At 64.6% G+C, this 15,296-nt stretch carries 9 protein-coding genes and 3 rRNA genes; 6 read left to right on the top strand and 6 right to left on the bottom strand.

From position 1 onward, the window contains the following. Positions 1 to 133 precede the first annotated feature (133 nt). Together FSW06_RS04825 and FSW06_RS04820 are read right to left on the bottom strand one after the other, a co-directional pair. A complete protein-coding gene (locus FSW06_RS04825; RefSeq protein WP_010121604.1) occupies positions 134 to 874 on the bottom strand; it encodes a nucleoside hydrolase in 741 nt (246 codons plus the stop codon). After that, positions 871 to 1,785 carry a nitroreductase family protein gene (locus FSW06_RS04820; RefSeq protein ID WP_010121603.1) on the bottom strand — a complete coding sequence of 305 codons (915 nt, stop codon included), beginning with the start codon at positions 1,783 to 1,785 and terminating at the stop codon, positions 871 to 873. The genes FSW06_RS04825 and FSW06_RS04820 overlap by 4 nt, the downstream gene beginning before the upstream one ends. Positions 1,786 to 2,240: 455 nt before the next feature. On the opposite strand from FSW06_RS04820, the gene FSW06_RS04815 reads away from it, so the two are divergent. The 3 genes from FSW06_RS04815 to rrf all read left to right on the top strand — a co-directional run bounded on the left by FSW06_RS04815 (position 2,241) and on the right by rrf (position 7,423). Next, positions 2,241 to 3,760 (top strand): 16S ribosomal RNA (locus FSW06_RS04815). Positions 3,761 to 4,074: 314 nt separating this feature from the next. Next, positions 4,075 to 7,148 (top strand): 23S ribosomal RNA (locus FSW06_RS04810). Positions 7,149 to 7,306: 158 nt separating this feature from the next. After that, positions 7,307 to 7,423 (top strand): 5S ribosomal RNA (gene rrf / locus FSW06_RS04805). The 16S, 23S and 5S rRNA genes sit together here, the layout of an rRNA operon. Before the next feature lie 462 nt (positions 7,424 to 7,885). On the opposite strand, the gene FSW06_RS04800 is transcribed toward rrf, so the two are convergent. From FSW06_RS04800 to FSW06_RS04785, 4 genes are all read right to left on the bottom strand, one after another. Beyond that, a complete protein-coding gene (locus FSW06_RS04800; RefSeq protein WP_010122455.1) occupies positions 7,886 to 8,131 on the bottom strand; it encodes a hypothetical protein in 246 nt (81 codons plus the stop codon). A gap of 86 nt (positions 8,132 to 8,217) precedes the next feature. After that, positions 8,218 to 9,066: a gamma-glutamyl-gamma-aminobutyrate hydrolase family protein gene (locus FSW06_RS04795; RefSeq protein ID WP_010122454.1), complete on the bottom strand. Its 849-nt coding sequence runs from the start codon at positions 9,064 to 9,066 to the stop codon at positions 8,218 to 8,220. A 4-nt stretch (positions 9,067 to 9,070) separates the two neighbouring features. Beyond that, entirely contained in the window at positions 9,071 to 9,784 is a 714-nt protein-coding gene (locus FSW06_RS04790) for a helix-turn-helix domain-containing protein (protein ID WP_050802059.1), read from the bottom strand. Between the two features lie 109 nt (positions 9,785 to 9,893). Beyond that, on the bottom strand, positions 9,894 to 11,105 hold the full coding sequence (locus FSW06_RS04785) for an NAD(P)/FAD-dependent oxidoreductase (RefSeq protein ID WP_010122450.1): 1,212 nt from the start codon (positions 11,103 to 11,105) through the stop codon (positions 9,894 to 9,896). Positions 11,106 to 11,238: 133 nt separating this feature from the next. On the opposite strand from FSW06_RS04785, the gene FSW06_RS04780 reads away from it, so the two are divergent. The 3 genes from FSW06_RS04780 (at position 11,239) to FSW06_RS04770 (ending at position 15,289) form a co-directional block, all read left to right on the top strand. After that, the gene (locus tag FSW06_RS04780; RefSeq protein ID WP_010122449.1) at positions 11,239 to 12,558 is read left to right on the top strand and encodes an allantoate amidohydrolase; all 1,320 of its coding nucleotides are present in this window, start codon (positions 11,239 to 11,241) and stop codon (positions 12,556 to 12,558) included. 100 nt (positions 12,559 to 12,658) lie between these two features. Then, positions 12,659 to 13,795 (top strand): tyramine oxidase subunit B, encoded by a 1,137-nt coding sequence (locus FSW06_RS04775; RefSeq protein WP_010122448.1) that lies wholly within the window; start codon positions 12,659 to 12,661, stop codon positions 13,793 to 13,795. Positions 13,796 to 14,002: 207 nt separating this feature from the next. Then, the gene (locus FSW06_RS04770; protein WP_010122447.1) at positions 14,003 to 15,289 is read left to right on the top strand and encodes an ammonium transporter; all 1,287 of its coding nucleotides are present in this window, start codon (positions 14,003 to 14,005) and stop codon (positions 15,287 to 15,289) included. Positions 15,290 to 15,296 lie beyond the last annotated feature (7 nt).

Here is a 15,296-nt window from a genome sequence, read left to right as displayed (position 1 = left end):
GACGTGTCACATTAGTTGGGGTGTGCAGTCACGCACACCGGCACCCCGGGGGGACGACCCGGTTCACGGCCACCGGTCGAGACCTGTTGCCGCACACCCGCCCGGCCGCCGCGTACCGCGGCGCGTCTGCGGGTCAGACGGACACGGCGTCCAGTGCCGCCGAGACGGCACCGCGGACCGCCGCGGCGTCCGTGACGCCGAGTGCGGCGCAGACGACGGCGACGTCGTAGAACGCGGCGTCCTGTCCGCCCCATACCGTGCCCCACGCCGCCGCGGTGCGCTGCGCGACAGCGCGGGCCAGCTCCGCCGCGCCGGACGCCGCAACAGTCGTCAGCGGGGTCCTGGTCCGCTCCGCGGCGTCCCGGAGCCCCAGCCAGGTGAACTGCGGGATGCGGGACGCCGTGAACCGCGCGGCCGTCACATCGGCGGCGACGTTGGTGTCCTGCAGTCCCGGTGGGCAGTCCATGATTCCGCCCAGTGCCAGGACCCTGGCGCGCAGATCCCCGGGGGCGAGGGTTCCGGCGGCCGCGGCGACGTTGGTCAGTGGACCGAGCGCCGCGACAGTGGTGCGCGGATCCTGCAGTGCCCCGCGCAGAACGCCGACCGCGTCCTCGTCGACCCGCCTGCGCACCCCGTCCGAGCAGCCGTTGACGCCGTCGGTGCCGTGCCGGTACCCCGGAACCCGGTCCGGTGGATCGACCCCGACGGCGACCGGGAGTGCGGTGAACTGCGCGATGTTCTGCGCCGCCTGGGCGGCTGAGACATTGCCGCCCACCGTCGTGACGAGTGTGCGGGGGTGGCTGTGCTCGGCGGTGAGGCAGGCGAGGACATCGTCCACGCCCCCGTCGGTGTCGATGACCAGGGCGCCGTTCACCGCAGACCGAACCCTGCCCTGCGCAGCACGTCGCGCAGCAGTCGACGCTTGGACTTCTCCGTCGCCGTGGAGGTCAACCGGTTGAGCAGCTGGTGCGACCACCGGGGATGGGAGCCGTAGCGGGAGTAATAGGTACCGAGCACATCGTCGTAACTTCCGAGCAGCCTGGAGCGCTCGGCGGCGCCGGCGGCGTCCTCCCGGCGGTTGTACCGGTTGCGGTGGAGGAACAGCTCCATGGGAAGCCGCGGTTTCACGCCGGCGTTCTCTGTGGGGTCCGGGTGCCCGAGCTCGAGGCCGACGAAGGGGACAACATGCTCCGGAATGTCGAGTATGCGACGGACCTCGTCGATGTCATTGCGCAGGGAGCCGAGGAACACGGTCCCGAGCCCGAGTGACTCGGCGGCCACAGCGGCGTTCTGTGCGGCAATGCCGATGTCGAGGACGGCCATCATCGGTTCGTCGATGTAGTCCAGCGCACCGAGGTCGGTCGGGACGCGCCCGGCGGTGCCGTGTCCGCCGGCGACGTCGGAGGGGTGGGCCTGCTCCCGTTGCGCCAGGAAGCGCCCGTGGCTGAAGTCGATGAGCCACACCAGGACAACCGGTGCGTTCTCGACGTGTGAGGACATCCGTCCACCGACCCGTGCGAGCTGGCGGCGCAGATCCGCGTCCTCGACGGCGATGACGGACACGACCTGCTTGTTGGAGGAGGTGGGGGCGGACTGTGCGGCGGCGGTGACGGTCAGCAGCTGGTCCTCGTCCACGGGGCGGTCGAGCCATTTCCGCACGGACCGGTGTGCCAGGAGTGCGTCCACGGTAGCGTTCCATGCGGTGCTGTCCGGCTGCGGGACCCGGGGCAGGTGCCGACCGTAGCGGGCGGTGAGGCGGTCGCCGGGGCAGAGCGGGAGATCCATGGTGTCAATGGTGCCACGTTGCGGGCCGGACGCCGCGGGCGAAACCGCGGTCTGGCGGGCATAAACCATCGTGACCAGGATGTTTGTGACATCGGATCGTGGTGTGTACATTAGTGCAGGTCGCCGAGACCGGCCGGGGGATCAAATCCTGGTCAGTGGTTGTCGGTGTGCGTAGGTTGTTTGAGAACTCAATAGCGTGATGAACCAAGTTTTTTGTTGCACGACAGTGTGCGCATGACAACAGGTTGGTCTGTGTCGGTGGTGCCGGCGAGCCCTGAATAGTCGGGGGTTCGTTAAATCATTGATATCTGATTGTTGCTGTTGCTGTGTCACTGTGGTGATTGGTCCGACCCTGGTCCCCCGACCGGGTCGGATTGTGATGATCTTTTGATTGTCAGCAGTTCAGTATTTTGTTTTATTTTTTGCCAGTGAGGGCTCTTTGTAGGGTTTTTGCTTTTATGGAGAGTTTGATCCTGGCTCAGGACGAACGCTGGCGGCGTGCTTAACACATGCAAGTCGAACGGAAAGGCCGGGTGCTTGCACCCGGTACTCGAGTGGCGAACGGGTGAGTAACACGTGGGTGATCTGCCCTGCACTTCGGGATAAGCCTGGGAAACTGGGTCTAATACCGGATAGGACTACCGGTTGGTACTGGTGGTGGAAAGTTTTTCGGTGCAGGATGAGCTCGCGGCCTATCAGCTTGTTGGTGGGGTAATGGCCTACCAAGGCGGCGACGGGTAGCCGGCCTGAGAGGGTGGACGGCCACATTGGGACTGAGACACGGCCCAGACTCCTACGGGAGGCAGCAGTGGGGAATATTGCACAATGGGCGCAAGCCTGATGCAGCGACGCCGCGTGGGGGATGACGGCCTTCGGGTTGTAAACTCCTTTCAACCATGACGAAGCTTTTGTGACGGTAGTGGTAGAAGAAGCACCGGCTAACTACGTGCCAGCAGCCGCGGTAATACGTAGGGTGCGAGCGTTGTCCGGAATTACTGGGCGTAAAGAGCTCGTAGGTGGTTTGTCGCGTCGTCTGTGAAATTCCGGGGCTCAACTCCGGGCGTGCAGGCGATACGGGCATAACTTGAGTGCTGTAGGGGAGACTGGAATTCCTGGTGTAGCGGTGAAATGCGCAGATATCAGGAGGAACACCGATGGCGAAGGCAGGTCTCTGGGCAGTAACTGACGCTGAGGAGCGAAAGCATGGGTAGCGAACAGGATTAGATACCCTGGTAGTCCATGCCGTAAACGGTGGGCGCTAGGTGTGGGGGTCTTCCACGACTTCTGTGCCGTAGCTAACGCATTAAGCGCCCCGCCTGGGGAGTACGGCCGCAAGGCTAAAACTCAAAGGAATTGACGGGGGCCCGCACAAGCGGCGGAGCATGTGGATTAATTCGATGCAACGCGAAGAACCTTACCTGGGCTTGACATGTACCGGATCGGCGCAGAGATGTGTCTTCCCTTGTGGTCGGTATACAGGTGGTGCATGGTTGTCGTCAGCTCGTGTCGTGAGATGTTGGGTTAAGTCCCGCAACGAGCGCAACCCTTGTCCTGTGTTGCCAGCACGTTGTGGTGGGGACTCACGGGAGACTGCCGGGGTTAACTCGGAGGAAGGTGGGGATGACGTCAAATCATCATGCCCCTTATGTCCAGGGCTTCACACATGCTACAATGGTCGGTACAGTGGGTTGCTACACCGTGAGGTGGTGCTAATCTCTTAAAGCCGGTCTCAGTTCGGATTGGAGTCTGCAACTCGACTCCATGAAGTCGGAGTCGCTAGTAATCGCAGATCAGCAATGCTGCGGTGAATACGTTCCCGGGCCTTGTACACACCGCCCGTCACGTCATGAAAGTTGGTAACACCCGAAGCCGGTGGCCCAAACTCGTTAGGGAGCCGTCGAAGGTGGGATCGGCGATTGGGACGAAGTCGTAACAAGGTAGCCGTACCGGAAGGTGCGGCTGGATCACCTCCTTTCTAAGGAGTTTTATTTTGTGCACCGCGTCAACACGGACGTCGGGTGCTTTTTTGAATCCGGGTGGATGCCACAGTTCGATGTGGGTCGGCCGGTCGTCGTGCGTTGTTGTGTGACGTGTTTGGTTCGTCATCGTTGTTGGGTGTCTGGAGTGTCCTACTCCTGATTCTGGGATTCCTGGTTGTCCGGTGGCCGTTGGTGGTTGTCGGTTCTCGGGGGTTCGTGTTGTTTGAGAACTGTATAGTGGACGCGAGTATCTTCTTTATTACTGCAAATTTTTTTGTTGTTCACCCGGGCTCTTTTTGAGAGTCTGTTTGTGTTGTGTGTGAAGGGCACACGGTGGATGCCTTGGCATGATGAGCTGATGAAGGACGTGGGAGACTGCGAAATGCCTCGGGGAGTTGTCAACCAAGCGTTGATCCGAGGGTGTCCGAATGGGGAAACCCGGCCGTCGTTGTGGGCGGTCACCTGCCGGTGAATGTATAGTCGGTGTGGGAGTGACGCGGGGAAGTGAAACATCTCAGTACCCGCAGGAGAAGAAAACAATTGTGATTCCGTGGGTAGTGGCGAACGACAGCGGATGATGGCTAAACCGGTGCTGTGTGATACCTGTCAGGGGTTGCGGTGTCGGTGTTGTGGGGTCTTGCAGGACTGGTCTGACAGCTGGTCGCCTGTCGCATGCGTGTTAGCGGAAGTGGTCTGGGATGGCCTGCCGTAGACGGTGAGAGTCCGGTACGTGAAAGCATGTGTGTGCGGGTGTGTGAGTGTCCCCGAGTAGCAGCGGGCTCGTGGAATCTGCTGTGAATCTGCCGGGACCACCCGGTAAGCCTGAATACTCATTGTGACCGATAGCGGATAGTACCGTGAGGGAATGGTGAAAAGTACCCCGGGAGGGGAGTGAAATAGTACCTGAAACCGTGTGCTTACAATCCGTCAGAGCCTTTTGGGGTGATGGCGTGCCTTTTGAAGAATGAGCCTGCGAGTCAGCGGCACGTCGCGAGGTTAACCCGTGTGGGGTAGTCGTAGCGAAAGCGAATACTAACGAGTGTGTTTTAGTGGCGTGTCCTGGACCCGAAGCGGGGTGATCTACCCATGGCCAGTGTGAAGCGATGGTAAGACGTCGTGGAGGCGCGAACCCACTTAGGTTGAAAACTGAGGGGATGAGTTGTGGGTAGGGGTGAAAGGCCAATCAAACTCCGTGATAGCTGGTTCTCCCCGAAATGCATTTAGGTGCAGCGTCGTGTGTTTCTTGCCGGAGGTAGAGCTACTGGTTGGTTGAGCGGGACTATCATCTTAGCGACGTCAGCCAAACTCCGAATGCCGGTAAGTGCGAGTGCGGCAGTGAGACTGCGGGGGATAAGCTTCGTGGTCGAGAGGGAAACAGCCCAGATCGCCGGCTAAGGCCCCTAAGGGTGTGCTAAGTGGAAAAGGATGTGCGGTCGCGAAGACAGCCAGGAGGTTGGCTTAGAAGCAGCCATCCTTGAGAGAGTGCGTAATAGCTCACTGGTCGAGTGGCCGTGCGCCGACAATGTAGTGGGGCTTAAGTACACCGCCGAAGCCGCGGAACTGCATACTTTGGTGTGTGGTTGGTAGGGGAGCGTCGTGTGGCCGGTGAAGGTGCGGGGTGACCCAGTGCTGGAGGCTATGCGAGTGAGAATGCAGGCATGAGTAGCGATTGATGAGTGAGAAACTCATCCGCCGAATGACTAAGGGTTCCTGGGTCAAGTTTGTCTTCCCAGGGTGAGTCGGGGCCTAAGGCGAGGCCGACAGGCGTAGTCGATGGTTAACGGGTTGATATTCCCGTACCCGAGCATGTGCGAAAGAAGATGAGGCGGTGAGACTAACCACCCTGAAGGACTGTCGGTGCATCTTTGGTGTGCTGGTGGTGTGGATGCGTGGGACCTGATCCGTAGTAGTCTAGTGATGGGGTGACGCAGTGAGGTAGCCGAGCCACTTATTGGATTGTGGTGTAAGCGTGTGGCCCGTGTCCCAGGTAAATCCGGGGCGCTTTATGGGTGAGGCGTGATGCGTACCCTTTTGTGGGGATGTCGGTGATCCTGTGCTGTCGAGAAAAGCCTCTAGCGAGTGCGTGTTCGGCCCGTACCCTAAACCGACACAGGTGGTCTGGTAGAGTATACCGAGGCGTTCGGGTGAACTGTGGTTAAGGAATTCGGCAAAATGCCCCCGTAACTTCGGGAGAAGGGGGGCCCGTGCTGGTCGTGGTCTTTTGCGGACTGTTGGCTGGTGTGGGTCGCAGAGAATAGAGGGAAGCGACTGTTTACTAAAAACACAGGTCCGTGCGAAGACGGTAAGTCGATGTATACGGACTGACGCCTGCCCGGTGCTGGAAGGTTAAGAGGACCTGTTAGGGCTTTGGCCCGAAGCGGAGAATTTAAGCCCCAGTAAACGGCGGTGGTAACTATAACCATCCTAAGGTAGCGAAATTCCTTGTCGGGTAAGTTCCGACCTGCACGAATGGCGTAACGACTTCCCTGCTGTCTCAACCACAGGCCCGGCGAAATTGCAGTACGAGTAAAGATGCTCGTTACGCGCGGCAGGACGAAAAGACCCCGGGACCTTCACTATAGCTTGGTATTGGTGTTCGGTTCGGTTTGTGTAGGATAGGTGGGAGACTGTGAAGCGGCTACGCCAGTGGTTGTGGAGTCGTTGTTGAAATACCACTCTGATCGTATTGGATGTCTGAACCTCGGCCCGTGATCCGGGTCAGGGACAGTGCCTGGTGGGTAGTTTAACTGGGGCGGTTGCCTCCCAAAGTGTAACGGAGGCGCCCAAAGGTTCCCTCAGCCTGGTTGGTAATCAGGTGTTGAGTGTAAGTGCACAAGGGAGCTTGACTGTGAGACTGACAGGTCGAGCAGGGACGAAAGTCGGGACTAGTGATCCGGCACCGGCTTGTGGAAGCGGTGTCGCTCAACGGATAAAAGGTACCCCGGGGATAACAGGCTGATCTTCCCCAAGAGTCCATATCGACGGGATGGTTTGGCACCTCGATGTCGGCTCGTCGCATCCTGGGGCTGGAGTTGGTCCCAAGGGTTGGGCTGTTCGCCCATTAAAGCGGCACGCGAGCTGGGTTTAGAACGTCGTGAGACAGTTCGGTCTCTATCCGCCGTGCGCGTTGAAACTTGAGAAAGGCTGACCCTAGTACGAGAGGACCGGGTTGGACGTACCTCTGGTGGGCCAGTTGTCACGCCCGTGGCATTGCTGGTTGGCTACGTACGGGAGGGATAACCGCTGAAAGCATCTAAGCGGGAAGCCTGTTTCGAGATGAGGTTTCGTGTGAGGTTCCCTGTAGACGACGGGGTTGATAGGCCGGATCTGGAAGCCATGTGAGTGGTGGAGGTGACCGGTACTAATTGACCGAGCATTACACATTAAGCAGTCATATTGGTGGTTGTTGGTGTGCGGCATGTTTTGCAGGGTTGAAGAGTTTCGCGTCCATTGTGCAGTGTCTGGAACGGCACAGCACACCGTGGCCCCCTGTTGGTTCGGGGTGGTTGTCTGGTGTGTGTGGTTGTTTCTTTGATAGATTTGTCGGTGGTTTTGGCGGTGGGGTCACGCCCGGTCCCTTTCCGAACCCGGTAGCTAAGCCCACCTGCGCCGATGGTACTGCACCTGGGAGGGTGTGGGAGAGTAGGTCGCCGCCGGCATTAAACATGTGTGGGAGGTCCTGCCCCCTGCTCTGGTCGACTTCTGGTCGGTCGGGGTGGGGGCGGGGCCTCTCTTTTTTTGTGTGTGTGGTCCGTCAAGTCGAGCAGGACACCCCGGTGCGGGTGTCCTGGCGCTGATCCGTGCTCGACTTGACGGACGATCCGCGGCGCCGCGGCGGGGCAGGGCGTTGAAATCACCGTCGACCCCGGCGGTGCCGGCGGTGCCGGCGGTGCCGGGTGTGTGTCGGCGGGGTGGCCCGGTGGGGAGAATCCACCCTGCCGACGTACACCCGGGGACTGAGTGCGGGTCGGTGCCGGTGGGTGTGGTGCGTGAAGTCGAGCAGGAAACCTAGGTGGGGGTGTCGTCGCACTGATCCGTGCTCGACTTCACGGACGACTGCATTGTGCGGGGGTGTTGCTGCCAACCGCCTCCGGGACGGGGTTGCAGGAAGGCTGGACCGGTCAGGACTGGCTGAGCGGGGTCTGACCGCCGTCGATGCCCCCGTCGACACTCCACACCAGGTCGAGCTCCGCCTGCTCGTCGGCGGAGAGGGACAGTCCGGCCGCCAGCGCGGCGCGAACGGCATCCTCGAGTTCCTCGAACGTGGAGCCGAGCTCAGAGAAACCGGGCAGTCCGGGGATGACCGCGAGCCAGTCGTCGCCGGCCCTGGTCACGGTGACGGTGTAGGTGCGGGGCGTCATGCTCATTGATTCAGTGCCTTTCTGCGGAACTGGCCGGTCGGGTCATCGCGTCAGACGGCCGGAACCGGTGGGGTCGGCCGTGATCACGGCATTCATCCTAGTGGTGGCATGGACGGCTCCGCGCACGGGCGAGGTGCGGCCGGTAGAGAGACGGTGGCGCCGACGGTGGCACGGCGCGTCGTCGGACCGGCGGCCGGATCGCACACACGGCCGTCGGCGAGACCTGCGGTGCCGCGGAGGAGCGCGGTGAGCTGCTCCGCGGCGACCGCCGGGTGTTCGGGGTGCCACTGCACCCCGATGACCGGCGCCGAGGTGTGCCGGACCGCCTCGACCACACCGTCGCGGGCGCGGACGGTGACCTCGAGACCGCTGCCCAGCTCACCGACGGCCTGGTGGTGGGTGCAGCGCACGGGGGCATGCAGGTCGGCACCGGGTGGTGGGGGTGCACCGTGGACGGGACGCAGCCACGTGCGGGTGAACGGGGCGTCGTCACCGGAGGCGCAGGTGTGGCCGGGGAGGTGCTGGATGAGCGTTCCGCCGCAGGCGACATTGATCAGCTGGAGGCCACGGCAGATGCCCAGCAGCGGCGTCCGCGCGGCGACGGCGTCCCGGATGACCTGGATGTGCTGGATGTCGGACGCGGGGGCGTGCACTCCGGCGTCCGGGTAGCCGGTGGTGCCGCCGTAGAGTCCGGGGCTGACGTCCTCCCCACCGGCGATGACGATGAGGTCGGCGGCGCGGCACCGGGCGCGGACCTCGTCGGTGTCCACCCGGTCCGCCGCCAGAACGACGGCGGTGCCGCCGAGTTCGTTCACGGTTCTGCGCACGGACCCGGTGAGGACGGTGAGCAGCCGGTCGAATTCCGGGCGGTCGGGGCGCCTGCTCAGCGGGTCGAGGACGACGACTGTCCTGCCGGCGAGCCCGGCGGGGGTGCGCTCCATGGGGTTACTCCTGGTCGTGTGGCGAGTCGTGCAGGGAATCGGGGATGGTTTCGGTGGGGTAGGCGGTGACGGCGAGGAAACGGATGGGCAGTTCGGCGAGCTCGACCGGGCCGTGGACGCCCTCGCCGTCGAGGAGCAGTGCGTCCCCGGGACGCATCCGGTAGTCCTCGTCCTGGTACCGGTAGGTCATGTCGCCTTCGAGCATGTAGAGCAGTTCGGTACCGGGGTGCTGGAACCGGGGGTAGGTCTCCGAGCGGTCGTTGAGGGTGACCAGGACCGGTTCGAGGTGCGGACCGGTCGTGGCGCCGTGCCCGCGGAAGGAGCCGAGCAGTTCGTAGATGTGGTTGTGGCGGGTCCCGCGGCCGTTGATCAGTGCGCCCTTCCCGGCCGGGGTGTAGGCGACCGGCCGGGAGGTCTGGGCGTCCTGGAACAGGGTGGGGACGGCGACGTCGAGCGCTTCGGCGAGCCGGGCGACAGAGGTCAGTGAACAGGAGGTCTGCGCGTTCTCGATCTTCGACAGCATGGCCTTGGACAGCCCCGCCCGTTCGGCGAGGGCGGCGACGGACATGCCGCGCCCGGTGCGGAGCGCACGGACGCGGGCGCCGAGACCGGCCTCGATGGACCGGTCGTCGTGGCCGTGGGTCCCGTCGGGGATCTCGTGGTCCGGCACTGTGTCAGCGGGGTTGACGTCGTTTCCTGTGGGCTGCCTGTCTGTCATGGGCCATGATCGTAGCCGCTGCGGGTCTGCTGCGTGGGATCAGCGGCCGGAACAGAGCCGGTACAGCGGCCGGGACATACCCGGTACAGCGGCCGGACCGCCGACCGGGTCACCGCATCTCACCGGCACCGATGTACGGGTGCAGGCTGCGGGTGAGATCGCCGTCGGCGAACCGGGAGAACCGGAAGTCGGCGGCCGGGATGTCGGGGTCGGAGGAATCGCCGTCGAGCAGCAGGTCGGCGACGAACTCGGCGACGGCCGGGGCGATCTTGAACCCGTGTCCGGAGAATCCGACGGCGAGGAACAGACCGTCGATGCCGGAGGGTCCCATGATCGGGTTGTAGTCGGGCGTCGTGTCGTAGCAGCCCGCGTAGGTGCTGGTCAGTGCCGGGTTCGGCATGTCGGGCAGGCGCTGCATGAGCTTGCCGATGGTCCATTCGATGAAGTCGTCGTCGGCTTTGTTGGGGTAGGAGTCCGGGTCGGCCCAGTGGGGTTCGGCATGGTCGGAGTTGCCGCAGAGGATGTCGCCGTTGGGTTCGCCGCACAGGTACTGCAGGCTGACGAGGTCGGAGAGCACGGGGACGTGCGGCATCGGTTCACCGGGGTTGACGAGCATGAGCTGGGCGCGCTGGGCGCGGACCGGAATGTCGAGGTCGACGGTGGCGCCGAGCTGTGCGGCCCAGGCGCCGGTGGCGAGGATGACGTGGCCGGCGCCGATGCTGCTGCCGTCGGCGAGGGTGACCCCGGTGACGGCTGCCTGGTCGCCGGTCCCGTTCCCGTCCCGGGTGAAGCCGGTGACCTCGGCGCCGGTGCGGATCTTCGCGCCCTGTTGCCGCGCGACGACGGAGAAGGCCATGCCGAGCATGGGGGCGTCCCCGCGGCCGGCGAGGGGTTCGTAGGCGATCTTCGCGAAGTCGTCGACGCGGAGCCCGGGCCACAGTTCGCGGGCCTTGTCGCCGCTGATGTAGTCGACGTCGACGCCGAGGTCCTGTTGCATGGCGATGGTGGCTTCGAGGTTGGTGACGTTCTCCTCGCCGACGGCCACCATGTAGCCGCAGTTGCGGAAGCCGCAGTCGTCGCCGAGGATCTCCGGGGCCCGGTGGAAGAACCGGGTGCCCTTCCAGCCCATCTTCGCCACCGAGGGGGTGCCGTAGTGGGCCCGGACGACGCCGGAGGATTTCCCCGTCATCCCGCCGCACAGTTGGTCGCGTTCGAGGACGAGGACGCTTTTCTCGCCGCGCGAGGTCAGTCCCCAGGCGATGGCGAGACCCTCGAGTCCACCGCCGATGATGACCCAGTCGTAGTTGTCACTGCTGCTCATGGTCTGTTGTCCTGTCTGTGGTGTCCGGCTAGGATGGTGGCGATTCCCGTTGTGAATCTCTGACAACTGAGATGAAACATTTACCATGTTACCGGAAGATTGCAGTCCGGTACCGAGACCGTGAAAGAGGCTCATGACAACCCCCGACCTCAGCTCAGGCGTCAGTACCGCCGCCGCCGTCGACGAGGCGGCCGCGCTCGCCACGTTCCGCACCATGTGGGACCAGCTCGGCGCGATCGGCGTCCACCCGACAGGGACCCGCCGCTATTCCTGGACCGACGAGGACGCCGCGCTGCGCCGGTGGTTCACCGACCAGGCCGCGTCCCGGGGAATGACGGTGCACACCGACCCCAACGGCAATATCCGCGCCTGGTGGGGCGAACCTGCCGACGGTGCGGTCGCCACCGGGTCGCACCTTGACTCGGTCGCCGACGGCGGGAAGTGGGACGGACCGCTGGGGGTGCTGCTCGGTTTCCTGGCGGTGGACGCCCTCGCCGCCGCCGAGGCACGGGGGAATCTCGTCCGTGCCCGGCCGTTGGCGGTCGTCGACTACATGGACGAGGAGGGGACGCGGTTCGGCGTCGCCTGTCTCGGCTCGAAACTGATGTCCGGGGCGCTGGATCCGGAGACCGCCCGCGCTCTCACCGACGGTGACGGGGTGACCCTCGCCGCGGCGATGACCGCGGCCGGGGCGGATCCGCAGGCCATCGGCCGCGACGAGGTGGCGTTGGCGCAGACCGGCGCGCAGGTCGAGGTCCACATCGAGCAGGGGAAGCAGCTGGTGGGGCTGGCGGCGCCGGTCGGGCTGGCCACGGCGATCTGGCCGCACGGTCGGTGGGAGTTCACCTTCACCGGCCTCGCCGACCATGCCGGTACCGCGCGGTTGGCCGACCGCAGGGATGCGGCACTGCCGTTCGCCGCGACGGTGCTGGCGGCCCGCGGCGCGGCGCAGGACCTGGATGCGCGGGCGACGTTCGGCCGGTTCCATGTCGAGCCGGGCGGGCCGAATGTCGTGCCCGCGAAGGTCGTGGCGCTGCTGGACGCCCGGGCGGCGACCGACGCCGTCCTCGCCGACCTCGTCGACCGGATCGGCCGGGCGGCTCGGGATGCGGCCGGTGACCACGGCGTGGAGGTGACGGTGCGGGAGATCTCCCGCGCCCCGGTCGTCGACTTCGATGAGGGACTGCGCGACCTGCACGGCAAACTCGCGGCGGAGGCGGGGGAGCGGCTGCCGGAGATCCCGACCCAGGCCGGGCACGATTCCGGGATTCTCGCGGCGGAACTGCCCACCTCGATGCTGTTCGTCCGCTCGCCGCACGGGATCTCGCACTCTCCGCTGGAGGACGCCGCCGATGCCGATGTCCTCGCCGGACTGCGGGCGCTCGTCCGGTCGTTGGCGGTCCTGGTCGCGGCCCCGCAGGACGGTCCGCCCGTGACCGGAAGGAATGATTAACCGGCGCGAAACAGTCGGGTGACCCGGCGGAAAAGGCCTCTCCGTAAGTTTCTTGGTGTTCAACATCAGACACTGCAAGGAACCCCAAGGAGCACAGCACATGGCCATCGACGGCACCGCCATCACCTTCCGCTACCTCAGTGAACCCGACATGATCGCCGCCGGTGTCACCGACATCGCCCGCTGCGTCGACGTCATGGAGGAGACCCTCATCCTGCTCAACAAGGGCGACTACATGATGGCCGGCCTCAACCACAATTCCCACGGCGCGATGATCTCCTTCCCGGAGAAGCCCGCGTTCGAGGGCATGCCCGCCGACGGCCCGGACCGCCGCTTCATGGCCATGCCCGCCTACCTCGGCGGCCGGTTCAACAACACCGGCGTGAAATGGTACGGCTCCAACGCAGAGAACAGGAAGGACGGGCTGCCCCGCTCCATCCACGTCTTCGTCCTCAATGACACGGTCACCGGCGCACCGAAGGCCGTCATGAGCGCCAACGTGCTCTCCGCGGTGCGGACCGGGGCGGTCCCCGGCGTCGGCGTGAAGTACCTGTCGAACCCGGACTCGAAGATCCTCGCCGTCGTCGGCCCGGGCGTGATGGCCCGCACCAACACCGACGCGATCATGGCGCTGCGACCCGGGATCACCACGATCAAGGTGAAGGGGCGCAGTCAGCGCGGCATCGACGGCTTCGCCGCCGATATCGCGGAGAAGTACCCGTCCGTGACCGTCGTAGGCTGCGACTCGGTGGAGGAGGCGGTGAAGGACGCAGACATCGTCATGGCGTCCACCACCACCGACGCCGCCGGCCCCTCGGCGTTCCCCTACTTCAAGGAGGAGTGGCTGAAGCCCGGCTGCCTCGTCGCCGCCCCCGCCGCCGCCCGCTTCGACGACGACTTCCTCGCCGGAAACGCCCGCCTCGTCGTCGACGCCTACGGTCTCTACGAGGCCTGGGAGGAGGAGTACGGCGACCAGGCGTTCGTCCTGCTCGGGATCCCGGGCACCCGGTGGTACGACCTGGCCCGCGAGGGCGCCCTGCCGAAGGAGAAGATCGAGGTCATTGCCGACGTCGCCGAGGGGAAGGCACCGGGCTGGGACCCGTCGACGGTCACCCTGTACTCGGTGGGCGGCATGCCGGTCGAGGACGTCGCCTGGGCGACAGACCTGTTCACCACCGCCGAGGAGAAGAACATCGGACAGGTGCTGAAGCTCTGGGACGCCCCTGAGCTCGCCTGACCCGGCCGACCCGGCCTGACCCGGCCTGATCCGGCCTGAACTGAACTGATCTGGCCGGCGGTGACGCGCCCGTCCGTGGGGGACTGAGCGGCCGCAACGTTTACTGGCACGAAACACGACAACCACTATCGGGAAACCATGCCTCCTTAAGTTGAACGGTGAACGTCAAGCACACGACTTTCCACCACTGATACCCAAGGAGGCGACATGGATGCTGCATCCGTCGCATGGATACTGACCGCCACCGCCCTGGTCCTGTTGATGTTCCCCGGACTGGCGATGCTCTACGGCGGAATGCTCAACGGCCGGAGCGTCATCAACATGATGATGATGGTCATGAGCTCACTGGCGGTGACCACTGTCGTCTACGTCATCGTCGGCCACGGCCTCGTGATGGGGGACTCCGTCGGAGGTTCGGGCATCATCGGCAGTCCCGGGTCCTTCCCGTTCTTCAGTGATCTGGTCACCGACGACGGGGAGGGGACCACCATCACCGGCGCCTTCTACATCCTGTTCGCCGCGATCTCCGTCGCCCTGGTCTCCTCCGGCGCGGCCGGGCGCATGAAGTTCGACGCCTGGATGGGCTTCGCCGCGATCTGGGTCATCGTCGTCTACGGTCCGATCGGCCACTGGGTCTTCAATCCGGACGGCTGGATGCGCGCGGACCTGGGACTCCACGACTACGCCGGCGGTACCGCCGTCCACATGAACGCCGGCGCCGCCGGACTGGCCCTCGCCGTGTTCCTCGGCCGCCGCAACTCCGGACGCAAGGACAGGCCGCACAACCTGCCGCTGATGCTCATCGGTGTCGGCATGATCGCCATGGGCTGGCTCGGCTTCAACGGCGGTACCGCCGGTGCCGCGGACTTCCTGGCGCAGTACGTCGTGCTCACCACGATCCTCTCCCTCGCCGGCGGCATGCTCGGCTTCATCATCATGCAGCGCATCTTCGACGGCGCCTACACCCTCATGGGGCTCGGCACCGGCGCCATCGCCGGGATGGTCGCCATCACCCCGGTGGCGGACGCCGTCAACCCGACCGTCGCCATCATCGTCGGACTGCTGGGCGCCGCCGGTACCTTCGGCGCGATCCGTGTCGCCCACCGCTTCGGGGTGGACGACTCGGCGGACGTCTTCGCCGTCCACGGCGTCGCCGGCATGGTCGGGGCGATGCTCGTCGTCTTCCTCGGGGATCCGGACGCCCCGGCCGAGCACGCCGGCATCTTCTTCGGCGGCGGCTGGGACATGCTGTGGCGGGAGCCGGTGGCGATCATCGTCACCGTCGGCTTCAGTTTCTGCGCCACCTACGTCATCGCCTGGCTGATGAACAAGGTCCACCCGATCCGCATCACCGCGAAGGACGAGCACCTCGGTATCGACGTCGCCGTCCACGACGAAGCGGCGTACGCCCGGGCGGAGTCGGACGACAACGAGGCCGCCAGCGACTACGCCGACAGTGAGATCGGCGCCGCGGTCGGGCGACCGGTGTCCTGACCGGCCG

This window comes from Corynebacterium nuruki S6-4, assembly GCF_007970465.1.
GTDB classification, from domain to species: domain Bacteria; phylum Actinomycetota; class Actinomycetes; order Mycobacteriales; family Mycobacteriaceae; genus Corynebacterium; species Corynebacterium nuruki.
The sequence above is the reverse complement of the archived record's forward strand: the minus strand, read 5'-3'. Positions and strand labels throughout refer to the sequence as shown.

Excerpts from the sequence above, each read along its gene's own strand:
- FSW06_RS04795 (WP_010122454.1), bottom strand. The coding sequence starts at position 9,066 with ATGGAGCGCACCCCCGCCGGGCTCGCCGGCAGGACAGTCGTCGTCCTC.
- FSW06_RS04775 (WP_010122448.1), top strand. The coding sequence starts at position 12,659 with ATGGCCATCGACGGCACCGCCATCACCTTCCGCTACCTCAGTGAACCC.
- FSW06_RS04770 (WP_010122447.1), top strand. The coding sequence starts at position 14,003 with ATGGATGCTGCATCCGTCGCATGGATACTGACCGCCACCGCCCTGGTC.
- FSW06_RS04800 (WP_010122455.1), bottom strand. The coding sequence starts at position 8,131 with ATGAGCATGACGCCCCGCACCTACACCGTCACCGTGACCAGGGCCGGC.
- FSW06_RS04780 (WP_010122449.1), top strand. The coding sequence starts at position 11,239 with ATGACAACCCCCGACCTCAGCTCAGGCGTCAGTACCGCCGCCGCCGTC.
- FSW06_RS04785 (WP_010122450.1), bottom strand. The coding sequence starts at position 11,105 with ATGAGCAGCAGTGACAACTACGACTGGGTCATCATCGGCGGTGGACTC.
- FSW06_RS04820 (WP_010121603.1), bottom strand. The coding sequence starts at position 1,785 with ATGGATCTCCCGCTCTGCCCCGGCGACCGCCTCACCGCCCGCTACGGT.
- FSW06_RS04790 (WP_050802059.1), bottom strand. The coding sequence starts at position 9,784 with ATGACAGACAGGCAGCCCACAGGAAACGACGTCAACCCCGCTGACACA.